Source organism: Bacillus pumilus (assembly GCF_038738535.1).
Lineage (GTDB): Bacteria > Bacillota > Bacilli > Bacillales > Bacillaceae > Bacillus.
Genome location: NZ_CP046128.1, coordinates 1,516,029 through 1,540,057, shown reverse-complemented (window position 1 = coordinate 1,540,057; position 24,029 = coordinate 1,516,029). Strand labels below are relative to the sequence as shown.

Here is a 24,029-nt window from a genome sequence, read left to right as displayed (position 1 = left end):
GTGTTCACGCCCTCTCTTTTTTCATGGAGCTTATAATTGCATGTGCGATGTCATCCACATGCCTTGTTTCATGTGCAAGGCCTGCTTTAATGACTGATTTAGGCATTCCGAAAACAACACATGATTCTTCTTTTTCTGCAATGACTTTCGTATGACCGCTTGCGACCATTTTTTTGACACCTTCTGTGCCGTCACTACCCATGCCTGTCATAATGACAGCAATTTTCTCGTAACCCTTTATATTGCTGATGGATTCAAATAAATAGTTAACAGAAGGTTTGTGCCGGCTTTCCGTGTCCTCTGGAGACAGCCTGATGACTAAGGATGCCCCTTGTTCATGAAGTGACATATTCATTCCACCAGGAGCTATGTAAGCCACTCCATTTTTAGCGATATCTCCATCTTGTGCTTCTTTAATCGAAATTTGAGATAAATGGTCTAACCTAGTAGCAAGTGATGCCGTAAATCCTGCCGGCATATGCTGCACAATCAAAATGGGTGCTTCTATGTCCTTTGGCAGCTTCGTGACGACTCGTTGAAGTGCTCTTGGCCCTCCCGTCGATGTTCCGATTGAAATAATCTTTCGGAGTGAGCTGCTTTTTACTGCTTGCGGGCGAGGAAAAGCCACTGGACTTGGCGTCTTCATCACCGGCTTAGGAGAAATCTGCACTTCTGTGCGTTTCCTTGACATCCCTGCCGCAAGCACCCGCTCTACAATTTGGCCTCTTACTTTGTGCAAATCGAGGGAAATACTTCCTGAAGGTTTTGTCACAAAGTCAAACGCACCAAGTTCTAAGCAATGGATGGTTAAATCTTTCCCTTGCTTTGTCTGGCTTGACACCATAATCACGGCAAGGTCGTGTTCAGCCAGAATTTGTTTTAATGCTTCTGTTCCATTTAAAACAGGCATTTCTACATCTAGTGTGACAACATCTGGATTCAGTTCCTTGATCCGTTTTAAGGCATCTTCCCCATTTCGCGCCGTTCCGACGACTTCTATTTCTTGCTCGGCACTTAGGAAATCACTAATGAGCTTTCGCATAAAGGCCGAGTCATCTACTACAAGCACTCTAATCATGAGTCCACCTTCCTCCTTTTAAAAAAAGAGGACAACTTATCTATAAACGTATGCTGCTCTCTCTGTGCCTCTCTTATCTGCTGTTGATAAAGTGTTTCTGCCAGCATCTTGATCGTTTTACTCAGCCTTGAGTGAGGCTGCTTGATATAAAATGGAATTTGTTCAGCCACTGCTTTAGGAACCGCAGGATCATCTGGCACAGCACCAGCAAATACTAGTTTTCTGTGTAGAAATGATGTGACCACTCCTGCTAATTTCCGGTAGGTTTCAGACCCTTCTGACGAGGTTTTACACCGGTTGACAATGATTTGCACAGATTGTTCAAACTGATGAATAGCTAAGTGTTTAATTGCGCTGTAAGCATCCATGATCGATGTTGGTTCTGGCGTTGTCACAACCACAACTTCTCCTGCTGATAAAACAAAAGGCAGTTGATCTTTTGACAAGCCGGCACCCATATCAAAGAAGATACAATCAAAGTCGTAGATCATTCTTTCCATTTCCTCTAGAAAGAACGACCATTGATCTTTATCTAAAGAAAACAGCTGTTCAAGTCCGCTTCCGCCAGAAATGTAATAAAGGTTGTTCGTTCCTTGTGTCATAGCTGCTCGGATAGATTCCTTCCTGACAAGAACATCTAATATAGAGCTAGTCGATGTTTTTCCTAGTAAAATATCAATATTCCCCATACCAAAATCAAGGTCGATGACTAACACTCGCTTGCCTGCATTTGCGATAGACAGTGCCATATTCAGCGTCAAATTTGATTTTCCTACTCCGCCTTTACCGCTCATGACAGCAATGGTTTTTGCCTGTTTGCTTATACCAAGAGGAGCTGGTGTAATCGTTTGATTCTGCTGAACGAGCTTTCTTAAACCTTCTGCTTGGTCGGGCTTCATCATTGTAAGACCATCCTTGTTAATTCAAGAGGAGAGCCCTCAAGAATATCCTCAGGTACATTTTGACCATTTGTTAAAAAGCCAAGTCCGATTTGAGAGTCTGTAATGATTTGAAAGATTGTTCCCATCGTGTCTGTTTCATCTACCTTTGTAAAAATGAATTGGTCGATTGGAACGTGTTCAAATCGTTTAACCATGGCTCTCATGTCCTGATACTTCGAGGTCGCACTCATCACTAGGAAACTTTGAAAGCTTTCATCAAATGGAATAATGTCTGTCAGCTCTTTGATATACGCTTCTTCTTTAAAGTTACGACCGGCTGTGTCTACGAAAATATGATCATACTCTTTAAAGGTCTCTTGAGCTTTCACAAAATCCTCTCTCGAATAACAAACCTCAAGCGGTGCATTGAGCAGTTCCGCGTATGTTTTCAGTTGTTCGATCGCTGCAATTCGGTACGTATCTGTTGTAATAAAAGCGATTTTCTTTTGCTTCTGAATGGCAGTTTTGGCAGCCAGCTTTGCAATTGTTGTTGTTTTACCAGCCCCAGTTGAACCAAACAGCACAATGTATTTTGAACGAATCATCGGCTCATCAGAGGTATGAGCCGGCAGCATACCTGTCAGCAGTTGTTCAAGTTCTTTTTGAATTTGATCTTCCTTGACAGCACCCTTCGTTAAAAGACCTTTTAGGCATTCGTCTCGAATTGAATCATCAAGACCTTGATCCTTAAGCTTTTGATCGATTGCCATGAGAGGATCGGGCAGAATACCAGCATGCCGCTCATTCCTCGCATATTCTAAAGGCTGAGTATGAGAAGGTACTGGTTTCAATGCCTCAGGAGCAAAGGATGGCTCTTCAGGCCGGTGTTGCACCTGCTCCTTTTTCGGAAATACTTGAAGAGGAGGCGCAGGATGTCCACCTTTACCCGCTCTTTCTTCAAAATCTTGATCCAGCACAGCTATTACTTCAACCATTTGCTGTTTCTTTAAACCGAATAGCTTTCGTTTCACAACGGTTTTGGAATTTAAAATGACGGCATCCTTCCCAAGCTGCTGCCTAATTTGAATCGTTGCTTCCTGCATTGAATTCGCTGTGATTTTTTTCATTTTCATTAGATATCCACCACTCCGATGCTCTGTACTTCCACATTTGCTTCTAGTTCGTTATAAGATAGTACCGGTAAATCCGGGAAATATCTTTCTAACAGCTGCTTGACGTACATTCTTATAGGAGGTGAGCACAATAGAACCGGCGTTTCCTGACGAAGCGAAAGCTGTTCAATTTCTCTCGCCACTGATTGAATCACACTTTCAGAGGATTCTGGATCTAATGATAAGTAGTTGCCATGCTCTGTCTGCTGTACGCTGTCAGCAATCACCTTTTCCACTCGGCCTGAGCATGTCACGACTTTGAGCGATTCATTTTCTCTTGCATATTGTGCGGTAATCTGTCTTGCCAGCGCCTGTCTGACATACTCTGTTAACAAATCTGTATCCGTCGTTAATTTTCCGTAGTCTGCAAGCGTCTCAAAAATGGTGACAAGATTTCGAATAGAAACCTTTTCTTTCAACAGTTTTGCCAACACTTTTTGAATATCACCAACAGCTAGTGGATTTGGGGTCACCTCATCCACTAACACAGGATAACTTTCTTTCAGATGATCGATTAATTGCTTCGTTTCTTGACGTCCGAGCAGTTCGTGTGTGTTTTGTCTAATCTTCTCTGTGATGTGAGTAGACACAACAGATGCAGGATCTACAACCGTATAGCCGAGCATCTCAGCCTGATCTTTTTCTGCTTCTGAGATCCATTTAGCCGGAAGACCAAAGGATGGCTCGATTGTTTCAATTCCTTCAATCGGATCATCATCAGGCGTAGGAGACATCGCTAAGTAGTGATCAAGCAGCAGCTCGCCTTTTGCCACTTCGTTCCCTTTTATTTTGAGTCGATATTCATTTGGGTTAAGTGCAATGTTGTCTCGAATTCGGACAACTGGAATCACAAGACCTAGTTCAAGGGCAAGCTGCCTTCGGATCATCACAATTCGGTCTAACAGGTCACCGCCTTGATTTGCATCGGCTAGCGGAATCAAGCCATAGCCAAACTCAAATTCAATGGCATCCATTTGGAGAAGGTGAATGACACTTTCTGGACTTTTCATCTCTTCTACCTCTGCCTGTTCCTCTAGTACCTCTTCTATTTCTTCTTGATCCTGTTTGTTTTTTGACATCAAGTATGCACCGAGGGCAAGTAAACCTGCGATCGGTCCTGTCAAAAGTACGCCGATTGGAGTAAACAACCCAAGAAGGAAGATCGTACCTGCTGTGACGTAAAGCATAGCTGGGAATGCAAACAGCTGTTCAGTGATATCTGACCCAAGGTTCCCATTAGAAGCAGCCCTTGTGACGACAATCCCTGTCGCTGTTGAAATGAGAAGTGCAGGAATTTGTGAAACAATCCCGTCTCCTACCGTTAATAATGTAAAGTGGGAAGCTGATTCTTGAATCGACATTCCTTGCTGAAGCATCCCAATAATAATCCCAAAAATAATATTAATAATGACGATGATAATACCTGCGATGGCATCTCCTTTGACGAACTTACTTGCCCCATCCATCGCACCATAAAAGTCTGCTTCTCTCGCTACTTTTTCACGGCGATTTCTCGCTTCACTTTCTGTCAGCATCCCTGCATTTAAATCTGCATCAATACTCATTTGTTTCCCTGGCATCGCATCGAGGGTAAATCTTGCCGCAACCTCTGAAACACGCTCAGCCCCTTTGGTAATGACAACAAATTGAATGATGATCAGAATAAGGAAGACCACCAGACCAACGAGTATATTTCCTCCAACAACAAATGAACCAAACGTTTCTACAACCTTTCCAGCGTCTCCAGTTGATAGGATAGATCGTGTTGTAGAGATGTTAAGCCCTAAGCGGAACAGCGTTAAGAGCAAAAGCAATGATGGAAATATTGAAAATTGCAGTGGTTCTTGCATGTTCATTGTGGTGAGAAGCACGATAAGCGCAAGAGATATATTAATAATGATTAAAATACTTAATAGCATTGGCGGAAATGGTATGACCAGCATCGCCACAATTAAAATAACACTGAATAAAACAGATAAATCTCTTGCTGCCATGCCTGTTCTCTCCTTTTAAAACCAAAAATTCATAAAATCTTTTGTTTCGTTTTATATACGTAAGCTAAAATTTCTGCGATCGCCTTAAAGTATTCCTCTGGCACCGCTTGGTCGATGTCGACCTGATCATATAGTGCACGAGCGAGCGGCCGGTTTTCTACGGTCATGATATCGTGCTCTTTCGCAATCGTTCTAATTTTCAAAGCCAAAATATCTGTTCCCTTTGCCACAACAAAGGGCGCGTCCATCTTTTCTTCGTCATATTTTAAAGCAATTGCATAGTGGGTTGGGTTTGTAATGATGACGTCCGCTTTTGGGACTTCCTGCATCATCCGTCTCATGGCCATTTCCCGCTGGCGCTGTTTAATCTTTGATTTTATGAGCGGGTCACCCTCAGATTTTTTATACTCATCTTTAATGTCTTGTTTGGACATCCGCAAGTTTTTTTCATAATCAAATTTCTGATACATATAATCAAGCCCTGCTAAGACCATTAGAGCGCCTGCTGCATATAGACCCATAATCAAGGTCATATTTGCGACGAAATGAAGGGTTTCCTCTGCTGTTAATAAAGGAAGCCGCAGAATTTCATCAAAGTGCATCCAAAGTGCAATAAATGTCGCAAAACCAACAAAACCAATTTTCAAAATAGATTTTAATAGCTCTACGAGGGCTCGAATACTGTATATCCGTTTAAAACCTTTGATAGGATCTAGCTTTTCTAATTTCGGTTTGATGACTTCTGTTGAAAAGAGAAAGCCAACTTGTAAATAGTTACTGATGACGCCTGCCAGCATACCAACACCAAGGATTGGCATGAGAAGGAGCCCTGTTTCCTGAAGCAATTCCACGAATAGTTGATGAATATTAGATGTGCTAACCTTCATTAGCATGGTTGTTGAATAAAAACGTTCAATGAGCGCAATAATACGCTCTTTCATAAAAGGCCCAATAAAAAAGAATGATAAAAAGATTAATAGAAATGAGATGGCTGTATTGACGTCGGTACTTTTGGCAACCTGACCTTTTTTACGTGAATCTTGTCTCTTTTTCGGCGTTGCTTTTTCTGTTTTTTCACCTGCGAAAAATTGCAAGTCTAGTCTAAGCCTTGTCATCATGACGAACCACCGACCAATGCTAAGAAATTCCTCATGGTGAGTACAATCGTATCAAATGTATTTTGGACAACACCGAAGATGACGCCCATACAGATGATGATCATAATAAAACTCACACCCATTTTAATAGGAAGTCCGACCACAAATACGTTCATCTGCGGAACTGTTCGTGCCACAATGCCCAGTGCCAAATCGACCAAAAACAAGCTGGCGACAACCGGTGCCGAGATTTGAAAGGCAATGATGAACATTTGGTTGAAACTCTTTGCAATAAAGTAAGCAAAGGATTCACTGCCGAAATTCAGTGCGTACTGATCAACTGCAATATATTGAAAGCTGTAATAGATTCCATCAAGCAGCAGGTGGTGTGCATTGGTTGCCAGCATCAATAGCAATGTGACCGTATAAAAAAACTGCCCCATCAGCGGCGTTTGTGCCCCTGTTTGCGGGTCAATCACATTGGCGATCGCAAAACCCATTTGAAAATCAATGAATGAGCCGGCAATTTGAACAGCGGACACCATGATATATGCAATCAGTCCAAGCAGAAGTCCGACCATTGCTTCTTTCACTGCAAGCATCATATAAAGACCGTCTACGTCGAGTGCTGGCGGTTCCTTAATCGTGCTAAAACTAATCACGGCTAAAAACAGTGAGAAGCCAACTCTGTGTACAGCTGGGATTGTTCTATGCGCTAAAAGCGGTACTGTCACAAAAAAAGCGGTGATCCGAATAAAAACTAACAGAAAAGCAGGGAATAATTCTATGATTGACATCGCTGGTTAACCTGCAAATCGATCTAAATTCGAGAACAGCTCTGTCGTAAAGGACACAATGGTTGACAGCATCCATGGACCAAACACAACAAGCCCAATAAGAACTGCAACAATTTTAGGAATGAACGCAAGCGTCTGTTCTTGAATTTGGGTTGTCGCCTGAAACACACTGACAATCAGTCCCACAATAAGAGCGAGCGCTAGAAGCGGCCCACTGACAAGCAATACCACATACACTGATCTTTCAGCCATCGTAATGACAAATTCTGAACTCATGTTTTAAGCACCTACTCTAAAAGCTTTGCAGCAAAGATTTAACAATCAAATACCATCCATCGACTAAAACAAATAACAATATTTTGAAAGGGAGCGATATCATAACCGGAGGAAGCATCATCATCCCCATTGACATCAGGACACTTGCGACCACCATGTCAATAATTAAAAATGGAATAAAGATCATGAAACCAATTTGAAATGCCGTCTTTAATTCTGAAATAGCAAAAGCGGGTACCATCGCCGTTAACGGAATATCTTTTATCGATTCAGGTGTATCCATTTTTGCGTAACTAAGAAATAAAGCCAAATCCTTCTGTCTCGTATGTTTACTCATAAACTCTTTAATTGGCACTTCGGCTTTTTCATATGCCTGATTTAGCGTAATGTCATCATTTAAAAGCGGCGTCAGTGCCTCTTTATTAATCTCTGAGAACGTGGGTGCCATGATAAAAAATGTGAGAAACAAAGCAAGCCCTACAAGCACTTGGTTTGGCGGCATTGAGTTGGTTGCAAGTGACGTTCTAACGAATGAAAGTACAATCACTATTCGTGTAAAACATGTCATTAAAATGAGAATGCCTGGTGCAACCGAAAATACGGTTAAAAGTAAAAGAAGACGGACAGACGTGCTAATGTTCCCTGCACCGCTGGAATTAAATAAATCGATAAACTCATTCATTTTGTTTCGGGCCTTTCTTTCTGACTTCTGCTTGGGTCTTTTTCAATTCGGCTAGCTGCGCCTTCAAATTGGCTGAAAAAGAAGAAGTGGTTGGCTGATTTTGTTTCTTTACCTGCGATGTGAATTTTTGAACGATTTTTGGTAAATCTGTTTTGCTTTCCATCGCTTCTTCATATTGTTTCACGATCGCTTCACATTCTTGTTCATCATCAATTTCTTTTAGCAGCTGGATTGAGTCCGCTACTCCAACAACTAATACTCGTCTGCCCACTTTGATAAGCTGGACTGAACGGTTTTGGCCAACCGTCGTTCCGCCAATATTTTCAACATAGCGAAATGGTTTAAGTAAGCGGTTTTGCTTACCAACAAATCTCACCAAACCATATATGAGCAGGATGACAAAAAGTAAAGCACCAATCATTTTGACAAAATCCATAATGGAGACAGAAGAAGAGGGAACTTCTTCTGCCGGATTCGTTTGATTGTCAGTGGTTGTCTTTTCTGTATCCTTTTTGCTGCCTTTCTCTTCTTTGAGCCAGTCATTCACTGTGCCATTTTCAGGATCTTTCGTTTCAGCAAACAGTGAGGCAGGCTGCATCGTCAAGAAAAGCAAAAAACTGATCATTGCTATACATATCAAACGTTTTTTCAACAAGTCTTACACCCTTTTTTAGCCTAACGTTTTATTAATTGCTTCAAGTACACGGTCTGCCTGGAACGGCTTCACGATAAAGTCTTTTGCACCTGCTTGGATCGCGTCAATAACCATTGACTGCTGCCCCATTGCAGAACACATGATGATTTTTGCAGAAGCGTCGATTTGTTTAATTTCTTTTAGCGCTGTGATCCCGTCCATTTCTGGCATTGTGATATCCATTGTGACAAGGTCTGGAGAAGTTTCTTTGTATTTTTCAACTGCTTGAGCGCCGTTTTCTGCTTCACCTACGACATCAAATCCGTTTTTTACAAGAATATCCTTTATCATCATTCTCATGAATGCTGCATCATCTACGATTAATACCTTAGTAGCCATTTACTTATTCTCTCCCTATATGTTTGTTTATTTTAAATTAGAAAGTCTTTCTGACTGACTTAATATATCAGTCACACGAACACCAAAGTTCTCATCAATGACAACGACTTCCCCTTTGGCGACGATTCGTTTGTTCACCAGAATGTCTACTGGCTCCCCAGCAAGTTTGTCCAGTTCAATGATACTTCCAGCTGAAAGCTCAAGGACTTCTTTTACACTGCGCTGAGTTCTTCCAAGTTCCACCGTAATGGAAAGCGGAATATCCATCAGCATATCAAGATTTCCAAGCTGGCTTGTTGTATGCTGAGGCTCACTGAACGCTTCAAATTCAACAGGCGCTACATTTACAGGTGCTGCCGGCTTTGGCTTCGCCTGTCTTTTCGCCGGAGCTGCTTGCTGCGCTGGTGCAGACTGCGTTTGCGGAGCTGCCGGCTGAGGTTCAGGTGTGCTCACTTGAGTGTCTTGAACCGGCTCTTCCTCTTGCGCAGGGTCTGTTAATTCTGCGATTAAATCCTTCGCAAATGTAATAGGATAAAGCTGCATAATATTTGAATCGATGAGTTCACCTATTTTTAATCTGAAGGATACTTTGACAAGCATTTCTTCAGCTGGAATGCGGTCTGTCCCTTCTCCTTCTTTCACATCAAGTAATTCGACGCGCGGCGGAGAAATATCAATCTTTTTATTAAAGACCGTCGACATGGATGTCGCAGCAGAACCCATCATTTGGTTCATTGCTTCTTGCACTGCACTTAAGTGAATCTCGCTTAAAGAAGGGTCAGCATTTGTCCCGTCTCCGCCCATCATTAAGTCCGCAATGACTGCTGCATCTGTTTGCTGGACGACAAGCAAGTTACTTGCGCTGAAGCCTTCTGTATAATTCACTTCAATAGCGACATACGGATGAGGAAATTCCTCATTCAGCATACTTTTTTGAATCACTGTAACAGTTGGAGTAGTAATCTCCACTTTTTGATTTAATAGGGTTGAAAGTGCTGTTGCAGAGCTACCGAATGAAATGTTTCCGATTTCCCCAATGGCATCTTGCTCCATTGCAGAAAGGATTGTATCAGGCTCTATATCGTCATTGCTGCCTCCTTTAAGGAGCGCATCGATTTCGTCTTGTGATAATTTACTTCCGTTATTCTCCATCTTCTTCACCTCTTATGTCGTGATCTAGAATTTGAATCGCCTGTTTCCGATTCACGCGGCCGGCCTGTCCCAAGAATTTCGGTTTATTTCCGACCATAACAGTAAGAGGCGCATTTACTGGTTTGTCCAAGGCAATACAATCACCAATTTCCAAATTCAAAAACTCTTCCACCGTCATTTCCGATTCCCCTAGCTCTGCGACTACCGGTATTTTTGCCGTCATAATCCGTTTTTCAATGGCCTTTGTTTCTTGTTGTTTTGGTTCATTTCGTTCAGACTGCATCCAGTAGTGTACAGACAGCTTCGGAATAATAGGCTCCAATACAACATGAGGAATACATAGGTTAATAACCCCGCTGACCTCACCAATTTGTGTATTAAGAGAAATGACGACAACTGTTTCGTTTGGTGACACCATTTGAACAAACTGGGGATTTACCTCGAAATCTGCCATTTCAGGCTCGATGTCGGTTATGGACTGCCACGCTTCTCTGTAATTTTCCAAAGCTCCCTCAAACATGTTTGAGATAATCTTTGTTTCGATTTCTGTAAGTGATTCTGTCTTATTATGACTAATGCCAATCCCGCCCATCAGCCTGTCCATCATGGCATAGCCGATTGTTGGGTTCACTTCAAGCATGATTCTTCCTTCAAGCGGGCTGACGTAAAATAAGTTTAATAATGTCATATTAGGAATCGAACGAATAAATTCTTCGTATGGTACTTGGTCAACCGAGCTGACAGTAATTTGAATATATGATCTTAGCTGAGCTGAAAAGTGCGTGGTGAGCAGTCTAGCGAAGTTATCATGAATCCTTGTTAAACTTCGAATCTGGTCTTTCGAAAAGCGCAGTGCACGTTTAAAATCATACACCTTCACTTTTTTCGTCGTTTCTTCTTTTTTCAGCTCTTCTGCATCCATTTCGCCTGTAGATATGGCGGATAATAATGCATCGATCTCATTCTGGGAAAGCACTTCTCCTGACATTTCTTCACCTCCATCGTGTCAATTAATCGCCTCTATTGCAGATTAAAGGAGGTTATATATACTTCTTTCACCTTGCCATCTTGCAAATAGTTATTCACTTTGTTTTTGACTAGTGTTTTAAAATGTTCTCTGCCTTTTTTGCCATCAAGTTCATCTGCATTCGTGTCTGATAAAATGTCGATTACGGCATCTTTCACTTGAAAACTTCTTTTCTCGAGCTCTTCTTTTGCTTTTTCAGAGTCCGTTTCAATATTCAATACAAGTTTGACAGCATTTCCTTCAGACTTTAAATTAGTAATAATCTCAGGAATTTCAACAGAAGCTTTTACGACTTCATCTGCTGTTGGCTCTTTTTCTGCTTTTGCTTCGTCTGACCCATTCAGCAGAAAAAAGATGCCTGCTCCAATTCCGACGATGGCAATAATCATGATTAGCATTACTACGACTAATTTCTTCTTCATTCAAACTCCTCTATTCCTTGATTCAATGAAATGACTTGGATTTTTCTGTAGAAAGAAATGATTTTCTCTTGAAGCTGCTCTTTATCTTCTTTCACAACGAATTTCTTTCCATTGGCTAATGTAATGGTCGTGTCTGGAAAGCTTTCGATTTGCTCGATATGGAGAGCGTTCAGCATAAATCCTTTGCCATTTAATCTTGTCACTTCAATCATATTAAGCAGAGAAGCGATAAACCGCTCCCCCTACCTCCTATCGTTTCAGATTCACAAGCTCTTGCAGGATTTCATCAGATGTTGTGATCGTCTTTGCATTCGATTGGAAACCACGCTGTGCGATAATCATTTCAGTAAACTCGTCTGTTAAATCAACATTTGACATTTCAAGTTTACCTGTTTGGATGACGCCCGTTCCTTGTTCACCAGGTACGATAGGGTTACTTGGAGCACCTGAGCTTAAGGTCTGGCGGTAAAGGTTGTCACCAACTTTGTCTAACCCTCCTGCGTTACGGAAAGATACGAGTGATACTTGACCAACGGTTCTTGATACATTGTTTTCAACAACCGAAACCGTTCCATCTGGACCAACACTCACACTCGAAACGCCGTCTGGAATCGTTATCTTTTGTCCATTCATTCCAAGCAGATAATTTCCATCAGGGGTGACTAAGCTTCCCTCTGAATCAGTGTCGAAATTCCCTGTTCTTGTATAAAGAATTTCTCCTTGACTTTCAATCCGGAAAAACCCATCTCCATTGATATAGAAGTCGTAAGGTTCATTTGTATTTTGAGAAGATCCCGCTGACATGATTTTATCAATAGAAGATAAAGATGATCCTAAACCAATTTGTTTTGAGTTGATTGAACCAGAGTTGTTCGTTGGTCCACCAGAACTTCCAATGGTTTGGCTGACCATATCTTTAAAAGTGATACGGCTTTTTTTGTATCCGTGTGTATTGACGTTGGCTACGTTGTTGGCTACAACATCTAATTTTGATTGGAAGTTTTTCATTCCGCTAATTCCTGAGTAAAGTGAGCGTAACATTTATTTTCCTCCTCGAATTACTTCGTTTTTTCTCCAACTGCTGTAACATCCCAAGGGCTGATTTTCGTTCCATCTTCTAAATACAAGAAGTATTCATTGTTTATGTTTTTAACAGACTTCACAGTGCCTGATATCTCTTTATCATCCAGTTTGCCCGATACTTCTTTACCAATCCAGCCTACATACGTCGTAAACGGATCTTGGTGTGCAACAAATGTAGACATAAGCTGATTCAGCTTGGTGATAGAATCGTTCATATTGGTTTGCTGTTCTAAAGATGAAAATGTTGCAAGCTGTGTGACAAACTCACGGTCATCTAGTGGGTTTGTCGGATCTTGGTTTTGAAGCTGTGTAAGCAATATTTTCAAGAATTGGTCTTTGCCAAGCGTATCTGTTTTCTTTGCTGCGTTTGAAGAAGTGTCTGCTTGTGCGACTGTTCTATTCGTAGCATCAACTGTTGCCATTAGATTTCCTCCTCTTCTTCATCTGACCCAACAAGAGCATCCAGTACATCTTGGAATTCTTCTTCCTGTTCATCAGGCTTCTGGAAATTCTGCCCTTTTGACTGCTGCTGCTTGTTTTCTTCGTTAAATTGTCCAAATAGCGGCTGCTCATTTGATTGAAGCGGTATATGAAAACGGTCTACTTGAACCGACATATTCGGAAGCGCCTGCTTGAGCTGCGGCAGGTGATGCTCTAACAGCTCTTTTGCTGCTTGTGTCGAAGCAGTAATCTTACTCGCATACATACCATTTTGCTTCGTCAGCTGAATCGTGATAAATCCGAGATTTTCTGGATTTAATCGAACTGTGAAGCGTCCGCTTGAGTTTCCAAATGGCGTGAATTTCATTTGCTTCCACGTATTTAGTATTTGCTGATCAACCGTTCCTGGCTTTTCATCACTTGTTTGTGTCTGCTGAACAGGAGCTGCTGATTGCAGTTGAAAAAACTGCTTATGACCTGGCAACAGCGTATGAGTGATGTTTTTTTCAGAAGCAGGTGCAGCAGTGCTTTGTCCTTTGACAACTTCCTTTTTGATGAGCCATTCAAGGGAGGAAGCACCTTTTGCCGGAGAAGCAAGAGTAGATTCTTGTCTTGGAGAGACCAATTCTTTTAACTCTCCTAAAGCAATTTTCAACTCTTTGTCTGATCCTTTTGCGTTTGCCATCATATGGTCGATTAACTGATTAAAGTGTTTCAGCTCACTTTGAGACATCGAATTCAGCTTTGGTGCTGAACCCTGCGAGAAAAACTGCTCTTTTACTTGCTGAATCAGTTTCTCATCTACCCCGTTTTTCGAAAGAAAGTGGATGAAGTCTTGACCTTTTGCTTCAATATCCTGCACTAGCTTTGCATCAAAGCTGAGCGGCTGTTGATTGAGCAGTTGATATAAGAAAAAGTGGACTTGTATGAGCTGCTCACTATGTTCAGAAGCTGGCTTATCAGCTTGATCATCGTAAATGGATGTTTCCATTTTTTGAAATAACTCTTCTAGTGACTTGAGATCAGACGAATCAAGCGTTTGACTTTGAAGTGTTTGAAGCGCTTCAAGAAGGTCTCCGTCGACCCCTTCTTCAGGTGATTGCATCCATTTTTCAATGATTTGCATCGCATCATTGATGGAAAGAGAGGCACCCGCTGTCTCAGCATTAACAAGACCGCTTTGTGCGCCTGCCCCGCTAAGTAATTGTTTAAACAACCCGCGTGCAGATGCCACGCCGCCTCCCTTTGGCCCCGAAAGACCTTGAGACGATTGCTGTAAGGCTCCAATATCCAATAGCTTCACTTATTGTCCACCCCCATTTTCACTTTCTTCTTTTTTAGCAAGCTCTTTCGTAAATGTAGCTGCCTTCTGAGGTGTTAGTTTTGCTAATATATCTGTTAGTTTATTTTTGCTCAGCTCTTCAAGGATCTTCAATGCCTCTTTATCACTTAATTCTGATAAAATTTTAGCGGATTTCCCTGCGTCCATGCTTTCATAGATACTGACAATCTTCCCTTTAGGTTTCTGGTTAGAGGATCCTGCCCCATCAGAAGTTGTCCCTGACGCATTATTACCTGATGTATCGCTTGATGAGCTGTTGTTTGTTGAACTATCACTCGCTGACGTATTATTCGCATCATTTTTAGATGTTTTTTCAAGCGAACTGATTTTTTGATTCAGTCTTTTAATCTCTTCATCACTTGTTTTTAAATCTTTTTGCGCAATTTCAAGTTCATTTTTTTGCTCTTTAATGGTTTTTTTCAGTTCTTTTAATTCTGCATCGCTTTGATCATTATGTGAAGATGACGTTTTTGAGGTGTCATCTGAACCAACCAAACTGCTGATCACCGGAATGTTTTGGAGCGGTTTCTTTAGATCAAAACCCGCAATATAAAGGATTGTGCCAGTCACAATCACAAGCACAATCAATGGGATAATGACAATAAACAAGATCCATTGAAATTTACCGCCGCTTGATTCCTTCGTTTTTTCCTTCTTAGGCATTCATCTCGACTCCTAATGTCCTTGAAACATGAATTGGCTGATAGAGATATCATCCATTTCTTTCATTTCAATGGCCTTATGTTCAAGGGAAAACTTTTCATACTGCTTTTCTTTCATTTTTTCAAACTTTTTAAACTCAATGTTTTTTTCAGTTAAATCAGATTGTTTTTCATTCATTTGATGGCGTTTCATGATCACAAGCTGCTGATAGTGCTGAATGGTGTTATCTAAATTGGTCACAAATTGCTGGTAATGACGCATTTCTTGAACACTCATACCACTTCTCAGCTTTTCTTCTTTGCTTTTTTCCATTAATTCTTTTTTACTCATATTTTCATAGAGTTTTTCAGCGACTTGCTCAAATGCTGAAACGGATTGTTGGTACGCTGCGAGTGACTTGTCTTTTTCACTTTCTTTCAGTTCTAAGAGCTTTTGAAATTTGTATTGATATCTCACTGTTTTTGTCAATCCTCTCTATTCATCAAACGGAGCAATAAATTCACACTGTCTTCAATAGATACAGCCTCTTCTACATCCTGCTTCAAAAATGAAATCAGATGAGGATAAGCCTGCATGGCCTCATCAATGTCTTTCGAGGAGCCTTTTTTATAAGCTCCAATGTTAATGAGGTCTTCAGCGTTTTGATAAGTGGATAAAAGCTGGCGGAACCGGTTGGCCGCCTCCTTGTGATCATGACTTGCGATATTGCTCATAACGCGGCTGATACTTTTCAGAATATTGACAGCAGGAAATTGTCCTTTGTTGGCTAAAGCACGATCAAGTACAATGTGGCCATCTAAGATCCCCCTGACTGTATCAGCGATTGGCTCATTCATATCGTCACCATCAACAAGCACTGTGTAAAACGCTGTGATGGAACCAAGCTGATTCGTTCCAGTTCGTTCAAGTAATTTAGGCAGTATAGCGAACACCGAAGGTGTATATCCTTTTGTCGTTGGCGGTTCGCCAGTTGCAAGACCGATTTCCCTTTGTGCCATAGCGACCCGTGTAACAGAGTCCATCATGAACATGACATTTTTCCCTCTGTCTCTAAAATATTCCGCAATAGCTGTTGCTGTATAAGCAGCTTTCATTCTCGTCAGTGCAGGCTGGTCAGAAGTTGCGACAACAACAATCGATCGCTTCAGTCCTTCGGCACCTAAATCCTTTTCAATAAACTCACGAACTTCACGGCCACGCTCTCCTACAAGGGCAATGACATTCAGATCTGCTTCTGTCTGCTTTGCAATCATTCCCATTAAGGTACTTTTTCCAACACCACTTCCAGCAAAAATCCCGATCCTTTGACCAGTGCCAACTGTGAGCAGACTATCGATCACTCTGACACCAACGCCCATCTTTTCTCGAATCGGCGGCCTGTCCATCGGATTTGGGGGAGACTGTTCTGTCGAAACAGGCGCAAGTCCCTTTGGAAGCATACTGCCGTCCAGCGGATCACCGAAGGCATCAACGACTTCGCCGATTAATCCAGTCCCAACTTTGACCTTCAGCGACTCACCTGTCGCTTCAACTAGACTTCCTGGTGAAATATTGGATGCTTCTACATAAGGCATGAGCAGAATGTTTTCATCTCTAAACCCTACGACCTCTGCTTTTATCGGATCGTGCCTACGCCCTTTTTTATGAATGAGACACACGTCTCCGATAGAACTCTCCGGCCCCTTAGATTCAATCATCAGCCCAACAACTCGATTGACTTTGCCAAATCGTTTATAAGGATCGGCGGTTTCAATTGTTTCTTTTAACACATCAATGTTCATTTGTGATCACCTGAATCAATGACTTCTAGTAACTTTTCTTTCAACTGATTCATTTGGGTATCAACACTCGCTTCCACTTTTCCAAAGCTTGTTTCTACGTAACAAGTCCCTTTTGGCGCTTTTTCATCCGAGTAAATGGCAAGGTGTGTATCCTTTTGAAGGATTCTGATTAATTCGTCTTTATACTCCATCACATGATCGTAATGTTCAGGGTCAACATAGATGGAAATATCGTCATATTCTTTCACTTCTGAAATGACCTGCTTCACGAGAGCCAAAAATTGATCTTTCGTGTCCTCAGCCGAGTACCAAACGCGTTTGGCGAGTTCGAAAGCCAGTTCCACAATTTTTTCTGCGGAGCTTTCAATTTTTTCTTCGTAATCCTGCTTGGCAAGACTGACAATGTCATTCGCTTGATCAAGAATCGATTGGTACTGCATATTCGCATCTGTTTCACCCTTTTGGAAGCCATCTTGGTAACCTGCTTGTTTCGCTTCTTCAATGAGCTGCATTCTTTCTTCTTCAAAAGCAGCGCGGCGCTGATTGATTTCAGCCATTGTTTTTTCAAGCTCACTATTTGCTTGTTCTACTATACGGCTTGCTTGATCTTCAGCATCACTTAGTACAAGCTGCGATGCTTCTGTTTCATTGACAAGCTCTTCTTCGTGATGTTCTTTTTTAAACTCCACTTGCTGCAAAGGAATCGTTTGCCGGCCTTGCTCAGGAATAACAGATGTTTCATGTTTGATAATCCTAGACAATGATATCGTCTCCTCCGCCTCGAGCTATGACGATTTCTCCAGCTTCCTCGAGTCGTCTTACGATGCTGACAATACGAGTTTGTGCTTCCTCGACATCTCTAAGCCGGACAGGTCCCATAAACTCCATTTCTTCTTTGAACGTTTCGACCATTCGCTGTGACATGTTGCGGAAGACAATTTCTTTGACCTCTTCGCTTGCCACTTTGAGCGCGAGCAATAAGTCATCATTTTCAACATCTCTGATCACACGCTGAATCGCTCTACTGTCAAGAGTGACAATATCTTCAAAGACAAACATACGTTTCTTAATTTCATCAGCAAGCTCAGGATCTTGAATTTCAAGTGTGTCTAAAATGGTCTTCTCGGTCGCACGGTCTACACCATTTAGTACTTCTACAACCGCTTCGACCCCGCCCGTTTGCGTATAGTCCTGCGTAAAGGTTGAAGAAAGCTTTTGTTCAAGAATGCGTTCCACTTCATTGATGATCTCTGGAGATGTGCGGTCCATTAAAGCAATACGTCTCGCAACCTCTGTTTGTACTTCCTCACCTAATTCAGATAAAATCTGCCCAGCTTGGACTGGATCTAAGTAGGAAAGGATGAGCGCGATGGTTTGTGGATGCTCATGCTGGATAAAGTTTAAGATTTGTTCTGGGTCAGCCTTTCGAGCAAAATCAAACGGTTTCACTTGAAGCGAGGATGTTAATCGGTTTAAGATGCTGTCCGCTTTGTCCTCACCAAGCGCTTTTTCAAGCACTTGTCTTGCGTACATAAGACCGCCTTGTGATATGTAGTCCTGCGCGATGGCGATGCTGTGAAACTCTTCGATGATTTCATCTTTCTTAGCAGTATCTACACTTCGTACATTGGAAATTTCTAATGTTAATTTTTCTATTTCGTCTTCAGACAGATGTTTGTATACAGATGCTGACACGTCTAGCCCTAAGGAAATCATTAGGATTGCTGCTTTTTGTCTGCCTGTTAGTCGATTTGGATCTTTTCTCGACATGTGTATTCCTCCTAATCCTCGGACAGCCAGCTGCGTAGCAATTTAGCAAAGTCTTCTGGTTTTTCTTTTGCCATTTTTTCAAGCTGATTTTTTCTCACCATTTCTTCTGTTTCTGGTTCAGTGTCGATATCAGGAACATGGATTGGTGTACGTTCATCAAACTCAAACTCTTCTTCCTCTTCTTTTCTGCGTTTACGCACAAGAAGAATAATGAGAGCGATAATTGCAAGTAGTAGCACACCGCCTACAATATAAACCCAGATTGGAATATTGTTTGATGGGTTTTCTGCTGCAGTTTGCTGTTTACCGTCTAATTTTGATACAGATAAAACAATTTTGTTATCTAAGTCCGCTTGAGTGAGCGCTTGACCATTTGTGTATTCTTTATCAATTGAAGTGCTAATGATCGTTGAAAGAATCTTTTTGATATCATCTTGCCTTTCAGGTGTTAAAGAGTTCACATCGTTTGCCGTTGGTGGTTCGACCAATGCTTGAATGCCAACATCTCTAATTTTATAAGGGCTCTCTTTGATATCTTTATGAATGCGGTTGACTTCATAGTTGATACGATCTTCGCTCTTTTCGTAATCTCCGCTACCGTTCGCTCCATCGGCGCCTTGATAATTTGTGACATCATCGTCGCCTGTTCCAGCGGTGCCTCCAGCTGCTGCACCATTTCCTGAATAAGTTTCAGCAATCTTTTCAGCACTGACAGCAATGCCTTGCATGTTTTCTTTATCAACTGGTTCTACAAGATCTTCTTTTCTTTTCTCTTCAGTAAAATCAATGTCTGTTGTGACCGATACAGCCACTTTTTCTTGACCCATCATTGTTCCGAGCAGCTGTTGAATTTTTCTTTGAAGGTTCTTTTCAATCTCTTCTTTTTTCTGCTGCTGTGCATCCATTCCACTTGCATAGGAATCGGAACTGCTGTTTAAGTCGTAGTAGTTGGAATCTTGGTCCATAATGACAATGTTTTCTGTCTTTAAATTCGGCACACTTTTTGAAATAAGATGATAAAGGCCTTTTACTTGCTGCGGCGCGAGCGTGTAGCCAGGCTCAACTTGCAGCACAATGGATGCTGATGCATTACTTTGCTCTTCTCCAACAAAAACGGAATCTTTTGGCAGGTTAATCATAACTTTTGAATCTTTAATCCCATCAATCGTGTTGATTAGATTGGATAGTTCTGTCTGAGTTGCGTCTACTTTCAGAACATCAAATTCATTATCTGTTAAACCGAAGCCGGAATTGTTCGCAAAGAAGGAATAATCAATATTCCCTGTCTTAGGGAGACCCTCAGATGCGAGTGTTACTTTTAAAGTGTCGGCCTGCTTTTCTGGAACGAGAATCGTTGTTCCATTATTCGCAAGTTCCGATTTAACGTTTTTGCCATCCAGTTCCTGTTTGATTTGTCCAGCTTCTGCCTCAGACAAATCTTTAAACAATGGAACCATTTTTTCAGAAGAAGCAAAGATGCTAACAACCGTAATAATGATTGCTAGGGCAGCAACGCCGCCAATCATGAGTATTTTTTGTAATTTTGATCGATTTCGCCAAAACTCAACTGTTTTTGTTCTTAATTGCATTAAAGTACGATTCATCTTAACCCCCGGTCATTCCATTCAGTCTTTTTTTGTCCGTCAGCACCTCCTACATCTGCATTCTCATAATCTCTTGGTACGCTTCGACTGCTTTATTTCGAAACTCCGTTGCAGCTGTAAGTGTCACACTCGCTTTTTGCGAGGCAATCATGACTTCATCGAGATTGACATCTTTTCCTTGTGCAAGAGCATTTGTATACTGGTCTGATTTCAGCTGTGATTGATTTAATGCCTCAATGGAATTCTTCAGCACATCAGAGAAATTCGTTTGACTTTTAGGTGCAGCCGCCTGAACGGACGATGCATTCGTCAATTCACTTGCTTGCTGAGCGGTTTGAAGCTGGAAAGGAGATATTGCGTTAACCAATTCTTTTCACCTTACTTTCCTATTTCTAAAGCTTTCATCAACATGCTTTTATTCGCATTTAGTGCGGTCACGTTTGCTTCATATGACCTTGAGCTGCTGATGAGGTCAACCATTTCCTTTAATGGATCAACATTAGGTGTTTGAACATATCCATTTTCATTGGCATCGGGATTTGTAGGATCATATTGAAGGTTGAATGGAGTTTCGTCTTCTGTAATCTTCGTTGCTTTCACGCCGTTTCCTAATTTGCCGCTCGAATTCATGCTTGAGTTCAATATAGATGAAAACGATTCACCTGACGGCTGTAATGTGACGAGCTTACGTCTATAAGGCTCCCAGTTGCCATCAACCTGTTTCGCTCTTGTTGTATCCATATTTGCAAGGTTAGAGGATACAACGTCCATTCTGAGCCTCTGAGCTGTTAATGCTGAGGCCGAAGCGTTAACTCCTGAAAAAATTGACATCACTTACCTCCTGTCAAAACTGTTTTAAGAGAATTGAATTTTCCACTCATTCTTTCAACCAACGCATTATACTGAATTTGGTTTTTAGCGAGTTCACTCATCTCTTGATCAATATCGACATTATTTCCGTTTTCTTGATATGAAGTACGGTTGCTCGAAACAACTGAATAATTAGACCCTGTTTTAGAAAAATCAATGTGACCTTGGTATGTTTTTTTAGCATCTAACTTGATCGACGCATCGTTTAGCATATCATGAAAAGCGACGTTTTTCGACTTGTAGTTCGGTGTGTCTATATTCGCGATATTATTGCTTATGACTTTTTGCTTAACATTCGCTCTGCCCAAGGCATTCTCAAGGTTGCTTATCGTTCCAGAAAATATATCCAAAACCATATACCTCCAATCATATGTATTTCATTCCATTTAATCATGTCGAGATTTGTAAAACCATATGTTCATTGTAAGAAATAATAGGATTAAAGTCTATGATGTATATGTAAAAAAAACTCGTAATATATATCTATTTTACGAATAGGCATAAAGACCTAGATTCAAAGAACTAAGAATTGTAAGGGTTTTCTTGGAAAAAAGAGTGTCATTTTTCGGACAAATCCTCTTTTTTTATACAAAAAACCCCTTTTCAGCTTGTAATTTTGGCCGAAAAGGGGTTTTGATTAATGAGATTTTAAATTTTCAAGTTCAATTAAAAATTTGTTGTTTAACACTTTGATATACGTTCCCTTCATTCCAAGAGAACGAGATTCGATGACACCTGCACTTTCTAACTTACGTAAGGCGTTCACGATCACTGAACGAGTGATTCCTACACGGTCAGCAATTTTACTTGCCACAAGGAGCCCTTCGTTGCCATCAAGTTCTTCAAAGATGTGCTCAATGGCTTCAAGCTCACTATATGAAAGAGAACTAATCGCCATTTGAACAACCGCTTTACTTCTTGCTTCTTCTTCGATTTCTTCTCCTTTTTCACGAAGGATCTCCATTCCAACAACTGTTGCTCCGTACTCAGCAAGTATTAAATCATCATCAGTGAATGTATCTTGCAAACGAGACAGGATTAACGTTCCTAAACGATCTCCTCCTCCGATAATTGGAACAATGGTTGTCAAACCTGATTCGAATAAATCACGGTTCTCAATTGGGAAAGCTGTATACTCACTGTTAATGTCAAGGTTTGAAGATGTTTCAGGGATGTTGAATAGACTCTTTGTATATTCTTCAGGGAACTGACGGTCTTCAAGCATTTTCTTCATACGCGGATTTTCAATCTGCTGGTTGATCGAGTAGCCTAGAAGCTTCCCTCTTCTACTCAACACAAAAATGTTTGAATCAATGACATCTCTCAGTGTTTCCGCCATTTCTTTAAAATTAACTGGTTTCCCTGCTGAATCTTGCAGCATTGAGTTAATAATCCTTGTTTTTTGTAGTAACGCCATATTAATGATCCTCCTAGATTACTTTATTCATTTGTTAAAGTATAAATTGACTTAAGTCTTTGTTATTTGCAATCTTTCCTAGCTTCTCTTCTACATACTGAGGGGTAATGGTCACTGTCTCCAGTGTAATATCAGGCGCCTCAAATGAAAGCTCTTCAAGCAGCTTTTCAAGTATGGTATGAAGCCTTCTTGCACCGATGTTATCTGTCTCCTGATTGACATGATAAGCCACTTCGGCAATCTTATGAATAGCATCGTCAGAAAATTCAAGAGATATACCTTCTGTTTCAAGTAAAGCTTTATATTGCTTTAATAATGCGTTATCTGGTTCCGTTAAGATTTTCACAAAGTCTTCGATACTTAATTTATCTAATTCTACACGGATTGGGAAGCGCCCTTGAAGCTCTGGAATCAAATCTGATGGTTTCGCCATATGAAATGCACCTGCTGCTACAAAAAGCACATGGTCTGTTTTTACTGCCCCATATTTCGTCATCACAGTTGAACCTTCTACAATCGGTAAAATATCACGTTGAACACCTTCACGAGAAACATCTGCAGATGATGCACCACCGCTTTTGGCGATTTTGTCGATTTCGTCGATAAAAATAATCCCTTGCTGTTCTGCTTTATAAACGGCTTCCTGACTGACTTCATCCATGTCAATCAGTTTTGAAGCTTCCTCAGCAGTTAACGCCTTTCTTGCTTCTCTGACGGTCAGCTTTCTGCGTTTTTTCTTTTTAGGCATGAGATTGCCGAGCGCATCCTGCATGTTCATGCCCATTTGCTCCATACCCGAGCCCTGAAGCATATCAAACATGGATGGCTGCTGCTCTTCAACTTCGATCGTGACGTAATGATCTTCAAGTTCTCCCATAGCCAGCTGATGAGTGATTCGCTTTCTTGTCGATTCAAGTTCAACTTCTTCACTTGATTGATCTCGATCACGGTCATCTTCATCAGAACCGCCAAACAGCATCTCAAAAGGATTTTTCACAGACTGGCTTTTTTTCTTTCCAGGAACAAGTAAATGAACAAGACGTTTATTTGCTTGTTTTTCTGCTTCTTCTTGAACGTCTTTCATCTTTTCTTCTTTGACAATTCTGATCGCTGTCTCAACTAGATCTCTGACCATCGATTCTACATCACGGCCGACATAACCAACTTCAGTAAACTTCGTCGCTTCCACTTTAATAAAAGGCGCACCAGAAATTTTTGCAATTCTGCGGGCAATCTCTGTTTTCCCCACACCTGTTGGGCCGATCATTAAAATATTTTTCGGAACGACTTCATCCTTTAGCTTATCATGTAAAAGGCTTCTTCTGTAACGGTTTCTTAAAGCCACCGCCACTGCTTTTTTCGCATCAAGCTGACCAATAATATATTGATCAAGCTTTTCAACTATCTCTCTTGGGGTGAACGGCTTTTTCTCCATACGTCTCATGTC

The 24,029-nt window shown here is 41.2% G+C and carries 28 protein-coding genes; all 28 read right to left on the bottom strand.

The window, feature by feature from the left end; all coding sequences use genetic code 11:
• Positions 1-4: 4 nt before the first annotated feature.
• The 28 genes from GKC25_RS07640 to hslU all read right to left on the bottom strand — a co-directional run bounded on the left by GKC25_RS07640 (position 5) and on the right by hslU (position 24,017).
• The gene (locus tag GKC25_RS07640) at positions 5-1,078 is read right to left on the bottom strand and encodes a protein-glutamate methylesterase/protein-glutamine glutaminase (protein WP_060596270.1); all 1,074 of its coding nucleotides are present in this window, start codon (positions 1,076-1,078) and stop codon (positions 5-7) included.
• Positions 1,075-1,980 carry a MinD/ParA family protein gene (locus tag GKC25_RS07635; protein WP_106156147.1) on the bottom strand — a complete coding sequence of 302 codons (906 nt, stop codon included), beginning with the start codon at positions 1,978-1,980 and terminating at the stop codon, positions 1,075-1,077. Before GKC25_RS07635 ends, GKC25_RS07640 begins: the two co-directional genes overlap by 4 nt.
• Entirely contained in the window at positions 1,977-3,092 is a 1,116-nt protein-coding gene (flhF, locus tag GKC25_RS07630) for a flagellar biosynthesis protein FlhF (RefSeq protein WP_342689952.1), read from the bottom strand. The genes GKC25_RS07635 and flhF overlap by 4 nt, the downstream gene beginning before the upstream one ends.
• Positions 3,092-5,125, bottom strand: coding sequence for a flagellar biosynthesis protein FlhA (gene flhA, locus GKC25_RS07625; protein ID WP_034662346.1), 2,034 nt, complete (start codon positions 5,123-5,125; stop codon positions 3,092-3,094). Before flhA ends, flhF begins: the two co-directional genes overlap by 1 nt.
• Positions 5,126-5,154: 29 nt before the next feature.
• Entirely contained in the window at positions 5,155-6,243 is a 1,089-nt protein-coding gene (gene flhB / locus GKC25_RS07620) for a flagellar biosynthesis protein FlhB (RefSeq protein WP_095285171.1), read from the bottom strand.
• Positions 6,240-7,019: a flagellar biosynthetic protein FliR gene (gene fliR, locus GKC25_RS07615; RefSeq protein WP_034662349.1), complete on the bottom strand. Its 780-nt coding sequence runs from the start codon at positions 7,017-7,019 to the stop codon at positions 6,240-6,242. The genes flhB and fliR overlap by 4 nt, the downstream gene beginning before the upstream one ends.
• A 6-nt stretch (positions 7,020-7,025) precedes the next feature.
• Positions 7,026-7,295, bottom strand: a complete 270-nt coding sequence (gene fliQ, locus GKC25_RS07610; protein WP_003211206.1) for a flagellar biosynthesis protein FliQ — start codon at positions 7,293-7,295, stop codon at positions 7,026-7,028.
• A 16-nt stretch (positions 7,296-7,311) separates the two neighbouring features.
• Positions 7,312-7,977 (bottom strand): flagellar type III secretion system pore protein FliP, encoded by a 666-nt coding sequence (gene fliP / locus GKC25_RS07605; protein ID WP_007499580.1) that lies wholly within the window; start codon positions 7,975-7,977, stop codon positions 7,312-7,314.
• The gene (gene fliZ / locus GKC25_RS07600; RefSeq protein ID WP_034662351.1) at positions 7,970-8,629 is read right to left on the bottom strand and encodes a flagella biosynthesis regulatory protein FliZ; all 660 of its coding nucleotides are present in this window, start codon (positions 8,627-8,629) and stop codon (positions 7,970-7,972) included. The genes fliP and fliZ overlap by 8 nt, the downstream gene beginning before the upstream one ends.
• A gap of 18 nt (positions 8,630-8,647) precedes the next feature.
• The gene (locus GKC25_RS07595; protein WP_007499584.1) at positions 8,648-9,010 is read right to left on the bottom strand and encodes a response regulator; all 363 of its coding nucleotides are present in this window, start codon (positions 9,008-9,010) and stop codon (positions 8,648-8,650) included.
• A 27-nt stretch (positions 9,011-9,037) separates the two neighbouring features.
• Positions 9,038-10,162 (bottom strand): flagellar motor switch phosphatase FliY, encoded by a 1,125-nt coding sequence (fliY, locus tag GKC25_RS07590; protein WP_034662352.1) that lies wholly within the window; start codon positions 10,160-10,162, stop codon positions 9,038-9,040.
• Positions 10,152-11,150, bottom strand: a complete 999-nt coding sequence (fliM, locus tag GKC25_RS07585; protein WP_003212239.1) for a flagellar motor switch protein FliM — start codon at positions 11,148-11,150, stop codon at positions 10,152-10,154. The genes fliY and fliM overlap by 11 nt, the downstream gene beginning before the upstream one ends.
• Before the next feature lie 32 nt (positions 11,151-11,182).
• Positions 11,183-11,611, bottom strand: coding sequence for a flagellar basal body-associated protein FliL (gene fliL / locus GKC25_RS07580; RefSeq protein WP_034662353.1), 429 nt, complete (start codon positions 11,609-11,611; stop codon positions 11,183-11,185).
• A complete protein-coding gene (locus GKC25_RS07575) occupies positions 11,608-11,823 on the bottom strand; it encodes a flagellar FlbD family protein (protein WP_034662354.1) in 216 nt (71 codons plus the stop codon). Before GKC25_RS07575 ends, fliL begins: the two co-directional genes overlap by 4 nt.
• Positions 11,824-11,860: 37 nt before the next feature.
• Positions 11,861-12,652 (bottom strand): flagellar basal body rod protein FlgG, encoded by a 792-nt coding sequence (gene flgG / locus GKC25_RS07570; RefSeq protein WP_034662356.1) that lies wholly within the window; start codon positions 12,650-12,652, stop codon positions 11,861-11,863.
• 17 nt (positions 12,653-12,669) lie between these two features.
• Positions 12,670-13,116 carry a flagellar hook assembly protein FlgD gene (gene flgD / locus GKC25_RS07565; RefSeq protein ID WP_034662358.1) on the bottom strand — a complete coding sequence of 149 codons (447 nt, stop codon included), beginning with the start codon at positions 13,114-13,116 and terminating at the stop codon, positions 12,670-12,672.
• Complete coding sequence (locus tag GKC25_RS07560; protein ID WP_342689643.1) at positions 13,116-14,438, bottom strand: flagellar hook-length control protein FliK; 1,323 nt, start codon at positions 14,436-14,438, stop codon at positions 13,116-13,118. The genes flgD and GKC25_RS07560 overlap by 1 nt, the downstream gene beginning before the upstream one ends.
• Positions 14,439-15,140 carry a MotE family protein gene (locus GKC25_RS07555; protein ID WP_095285168.1) on the bottom strand — a complete coding sequence of 234 codons (702 nt, stop codon included), beginning with the start codon at positions 15,138-15,140 and terminating at the stop codon, positions 14,439-14,441.
• Positions 15,141-15,152: 12 nt separating this feature from the next.
• On the bottom strand, positions 15,153-15,596 hold the full coding sequence (fliJ, locus tag GKC25_RS07550) for a flagellar export protein FliJ (protein ID WP_034620036.1): 444 nt from the start codon (positions 15,594-15,596) through the stop codon (positions 15,153-15,155).
• A gap of 8 nt (positions 15,597-15,604) precedes the next feature.
• A complete protein-coding gene (gene fliI, locus GKC25_RS07545) occupies positions 15,605-16,921 on the bottom strand; it encodes a flagellar protein export ATPase FliI (protein ID WP_034662365.1) in 1,317 nt (438 codons plus the stop codon).
• Complete coding sequence (fliH, locus tag GKC25_RS07540; RefSeq protein WP_034662367.1) at positions 16,918-17,682, bottom strand: flagellar assembly protein FliH; 765 nt, start codon at positions 17,680-17,682, stop codon at positions 16,918-16,920. The genes fliI and fliH overlap by 4 nt, the downstream gene beginning before the upstream one ends.
• The gene (gene fliG, locus GKC25_RS07535) at positions 17,675-18,691 is read right to left on the bottom strand and encodes a flagellar motor switch protein FliG (RefSeq protein ID WP_008344808.1); all 1,017 of its coding nucleotides are present in this window, start codon (positions 18,689-18,691) and stop codon (positions 17,675-17,677) included. The genes fliH and fliG overlap by 8 nt, the downstream gene beginning before the upstream one ends.
• A gap of 11 nt (positions 18,692-18,702) precedes the next feature.
• On the bottom strand, positions 18,703-20,295 hold the full coding sequence (fliF, locus tag GKC25_RS07530; RefSeq protein WP_034662370.1) for a flagellar basal-body MS-ring/collar protein FliF: 1,593 nt from the start codon (positions 20,293-20,295) through the stop codon (positions 18,703-18,705).
• A 49-nt stretch (positions 20,296-20,344) separates the two neighbouring features.
• Complete coding sequence (gene fliE / locus GKC25_RS07525; protein ID WP_007499609.1) at positions 20,345-20,662, bottom strand: flagellar hook-basal body complex protein FliE; 318 nt, start codon at positions 20,660-20,662, stop codon at positions 20,345-20,347.
• 11 nt (positions 20,663-20,673) lie between these two features.
• Entirely contained in the window at positions 20,674-21,126 is a 453-nt protein-coding gene (gene flgC, locus GKC25_RS07520; RefSeq protein ID WP_012009953.1) for a flagellar basal body rod protein FlgC, read from the bottom strand.
• Complete coding sequence (flgB, locus tag GKC25_RS07515) at positions 21,126-21,515, bottom strand: flagellar basal body rod protein FlgB (protein ID WP_012009952.1); 390 nt, start codon at positions 21,513-21,515, stop codon at positions 21,126-21,128. Before flgB ends, flgC begins: the two co-directional genes overlap by 1 nt.
• A gap of 287 nt (positions 21,516-21,802) precedes the next feature.
• Positions 21,803-22,582 (bottom strand): GTP-sensing pleiotropic transcriptional regulator CodY, encoded by a 780-nt coding sequence (codY, locus tag GKC25_RS07510; RefSeq protein ID WP_034662375.1) that lies wholly within the window; start codon positions 22,580-22,582, stop codon positions 21,803-21,805.
• 34 nt (positions 22,583-22,616) lie between these two features.
• A complete protein-coding gene (gene hslU / locus GKC25_RS07505) occupies positions 22,617-24,017 on the bottom strand; it encodes an HslU--HslV peptidase ATPase subunit (protein ID WP_060596254.1) in 1,401 nt (466 codons plus the stop codon).
• Positions 24,018-24,029: the final 12 nt, after the last annotated feature.

Bases quoted from the DNA above. Each gene is read 5' to 3' on its own strand.
- GKC25_RS07640 (WP_060596270.1), bottom strand. From the start codon at position 1,078: ATGATTAGAGTGCTTGTAGTAGATGACTCGGCCTTTATGCGAAAGCTC.
- GKC25_RS07635 (WP_106156147.1), bottom strand. From the start codon at position 1,980: ATGATGAAGCCCGACCAAGCAGAAGGTTTAAGAAAGCTCGTTCAGCAG.
- flhF (WP_342689952.1), bottom strand. From the start codon at position 3,092: ATGAAAATGAAAAAAATCACAGCGAATTCAATGCAGGAAGCAACGATT.
- flhA (WP_034662346.1), bottom strand. From the start codon at position 5,125: ATGGCAGCAAGAGATTTATCTGTTTTATTCAGTGTTATTTTAATTGTG.
- flhB (WP_095285171.1), bottom strand. From the start codon at position 6,243: ATGATGACAAGGCTTAGACTAGACTTGCAATTTTTCGCAGGTGAAAAA.
- fliR (WP_034662349.1), bottom strand. From the start codon at position 7,019: ATGTCAATCATAGAATTATTCCCTGCTTTTCTGTTAGTTTTTATTCGG.
- fliQ (WP_003211206.1), bottom strand. From the start codon at position 7,295: ATGAGTTCAGAATTTGTCATTACGATGGCTGAAAGATCAGTGTATGTG.
- fliP (WP_007499580.1), bottom strand. From the start codon at position 7,977: ATGAATGAGTTTATCGATTTATTTAATTCCAGCGGTGCAGGGAACATT.
- GKC25_RS07595 (WP_007499584.1), bottom strand. From the start codon at position 9,010: ATGGCTACTAAGGTATTAATCGTAGATGATGCAGCATTCATGAGAATG.
- fliY (WP_034662352.1), bottom strand. From the start codon at position 10,162: ATGGAGAATAACGGAAGTAAATTATCACAAGACGAAATCGATGCGCTC.
- fliM (WP_003212239.1), bottom strand. From the start codon at position 11,150: ATGTCAGGAGAAGTGCTTTCCCAGAATGAGATCGATGCATTATTATCC.
- fliL (WP_034662353.1), bottom strand. From the start codon at position 11,611: ATGAAGAAGAAATTAGTCGTAGTAATGCTAATCATGATTATTGCCATC.
- GKC25_RS07575 (WP_034662354.1), bottom strand. From the start codon at position 11,823: ATGATTGAAGTGACAAGATTAAATGGCAAAGGATTTATGCTGAACGCT.
- flgG (WP_034662356.1), bottom strand. From the start codon at position 12,652: ATGTTACGCTCACTTTACTCAGGAATTAGCGGAATGAAAAACTTCCAA.
- flgD (WP_034662358.1), bottom strand. From the start codon at position 13,116: ATGGCAACAGTTGATGCTACGAATAGAACAGTCGCACAAGCAGACACT.
- GKC25_RS07555 (WP_095285168.1), bottom strand. From the start codon at position 15,140: ATGCCTAAGAAGGAAAAAACGAAGGAATCAAGCGGCGGTAAATTTCAA.
- fliI (WP_034662365.1), bottom strand. From the start codon at position 16,921: ATGAACATTGATGTGTTAAAAGAAACAATTGAAACCGCCGATCCTTAT.
- fliG (WP_008344808.1), bottom strand. From the start codon at position 18,691: ATGTCGAGAAAAGATCCAAATCGACTAACAGGCAGACAAAAAGCAGCA.
- fliF (WP_034662370.1), bottom strand. From the start codon at position 20,295: ATGAATCGTACTTTAATGCAATTAAGAACAAAAACAGTTGAGTTTTGG.
- flgC (WP_012009953.1), bottom strand. From the start codon at position 21,126: ATGTCAATTTTTTCAGGAGTTAACGCTTCGGCCTCAGCATTAACAGCT.
- codY (WP_034662375.1), bottom strand. From the start codon at position 22,582: ATGGCGTTACTACAAAAAACAAGGATTATTAACTCAATGCTGCAAGAT.
- hslU (WP_060596254.1), bottom strand. From the start codon at position 24,017: ATGGAGAAAAAGCCGTTCACCCCAAGAGAGATAGTTGAAAAGCTTGAT.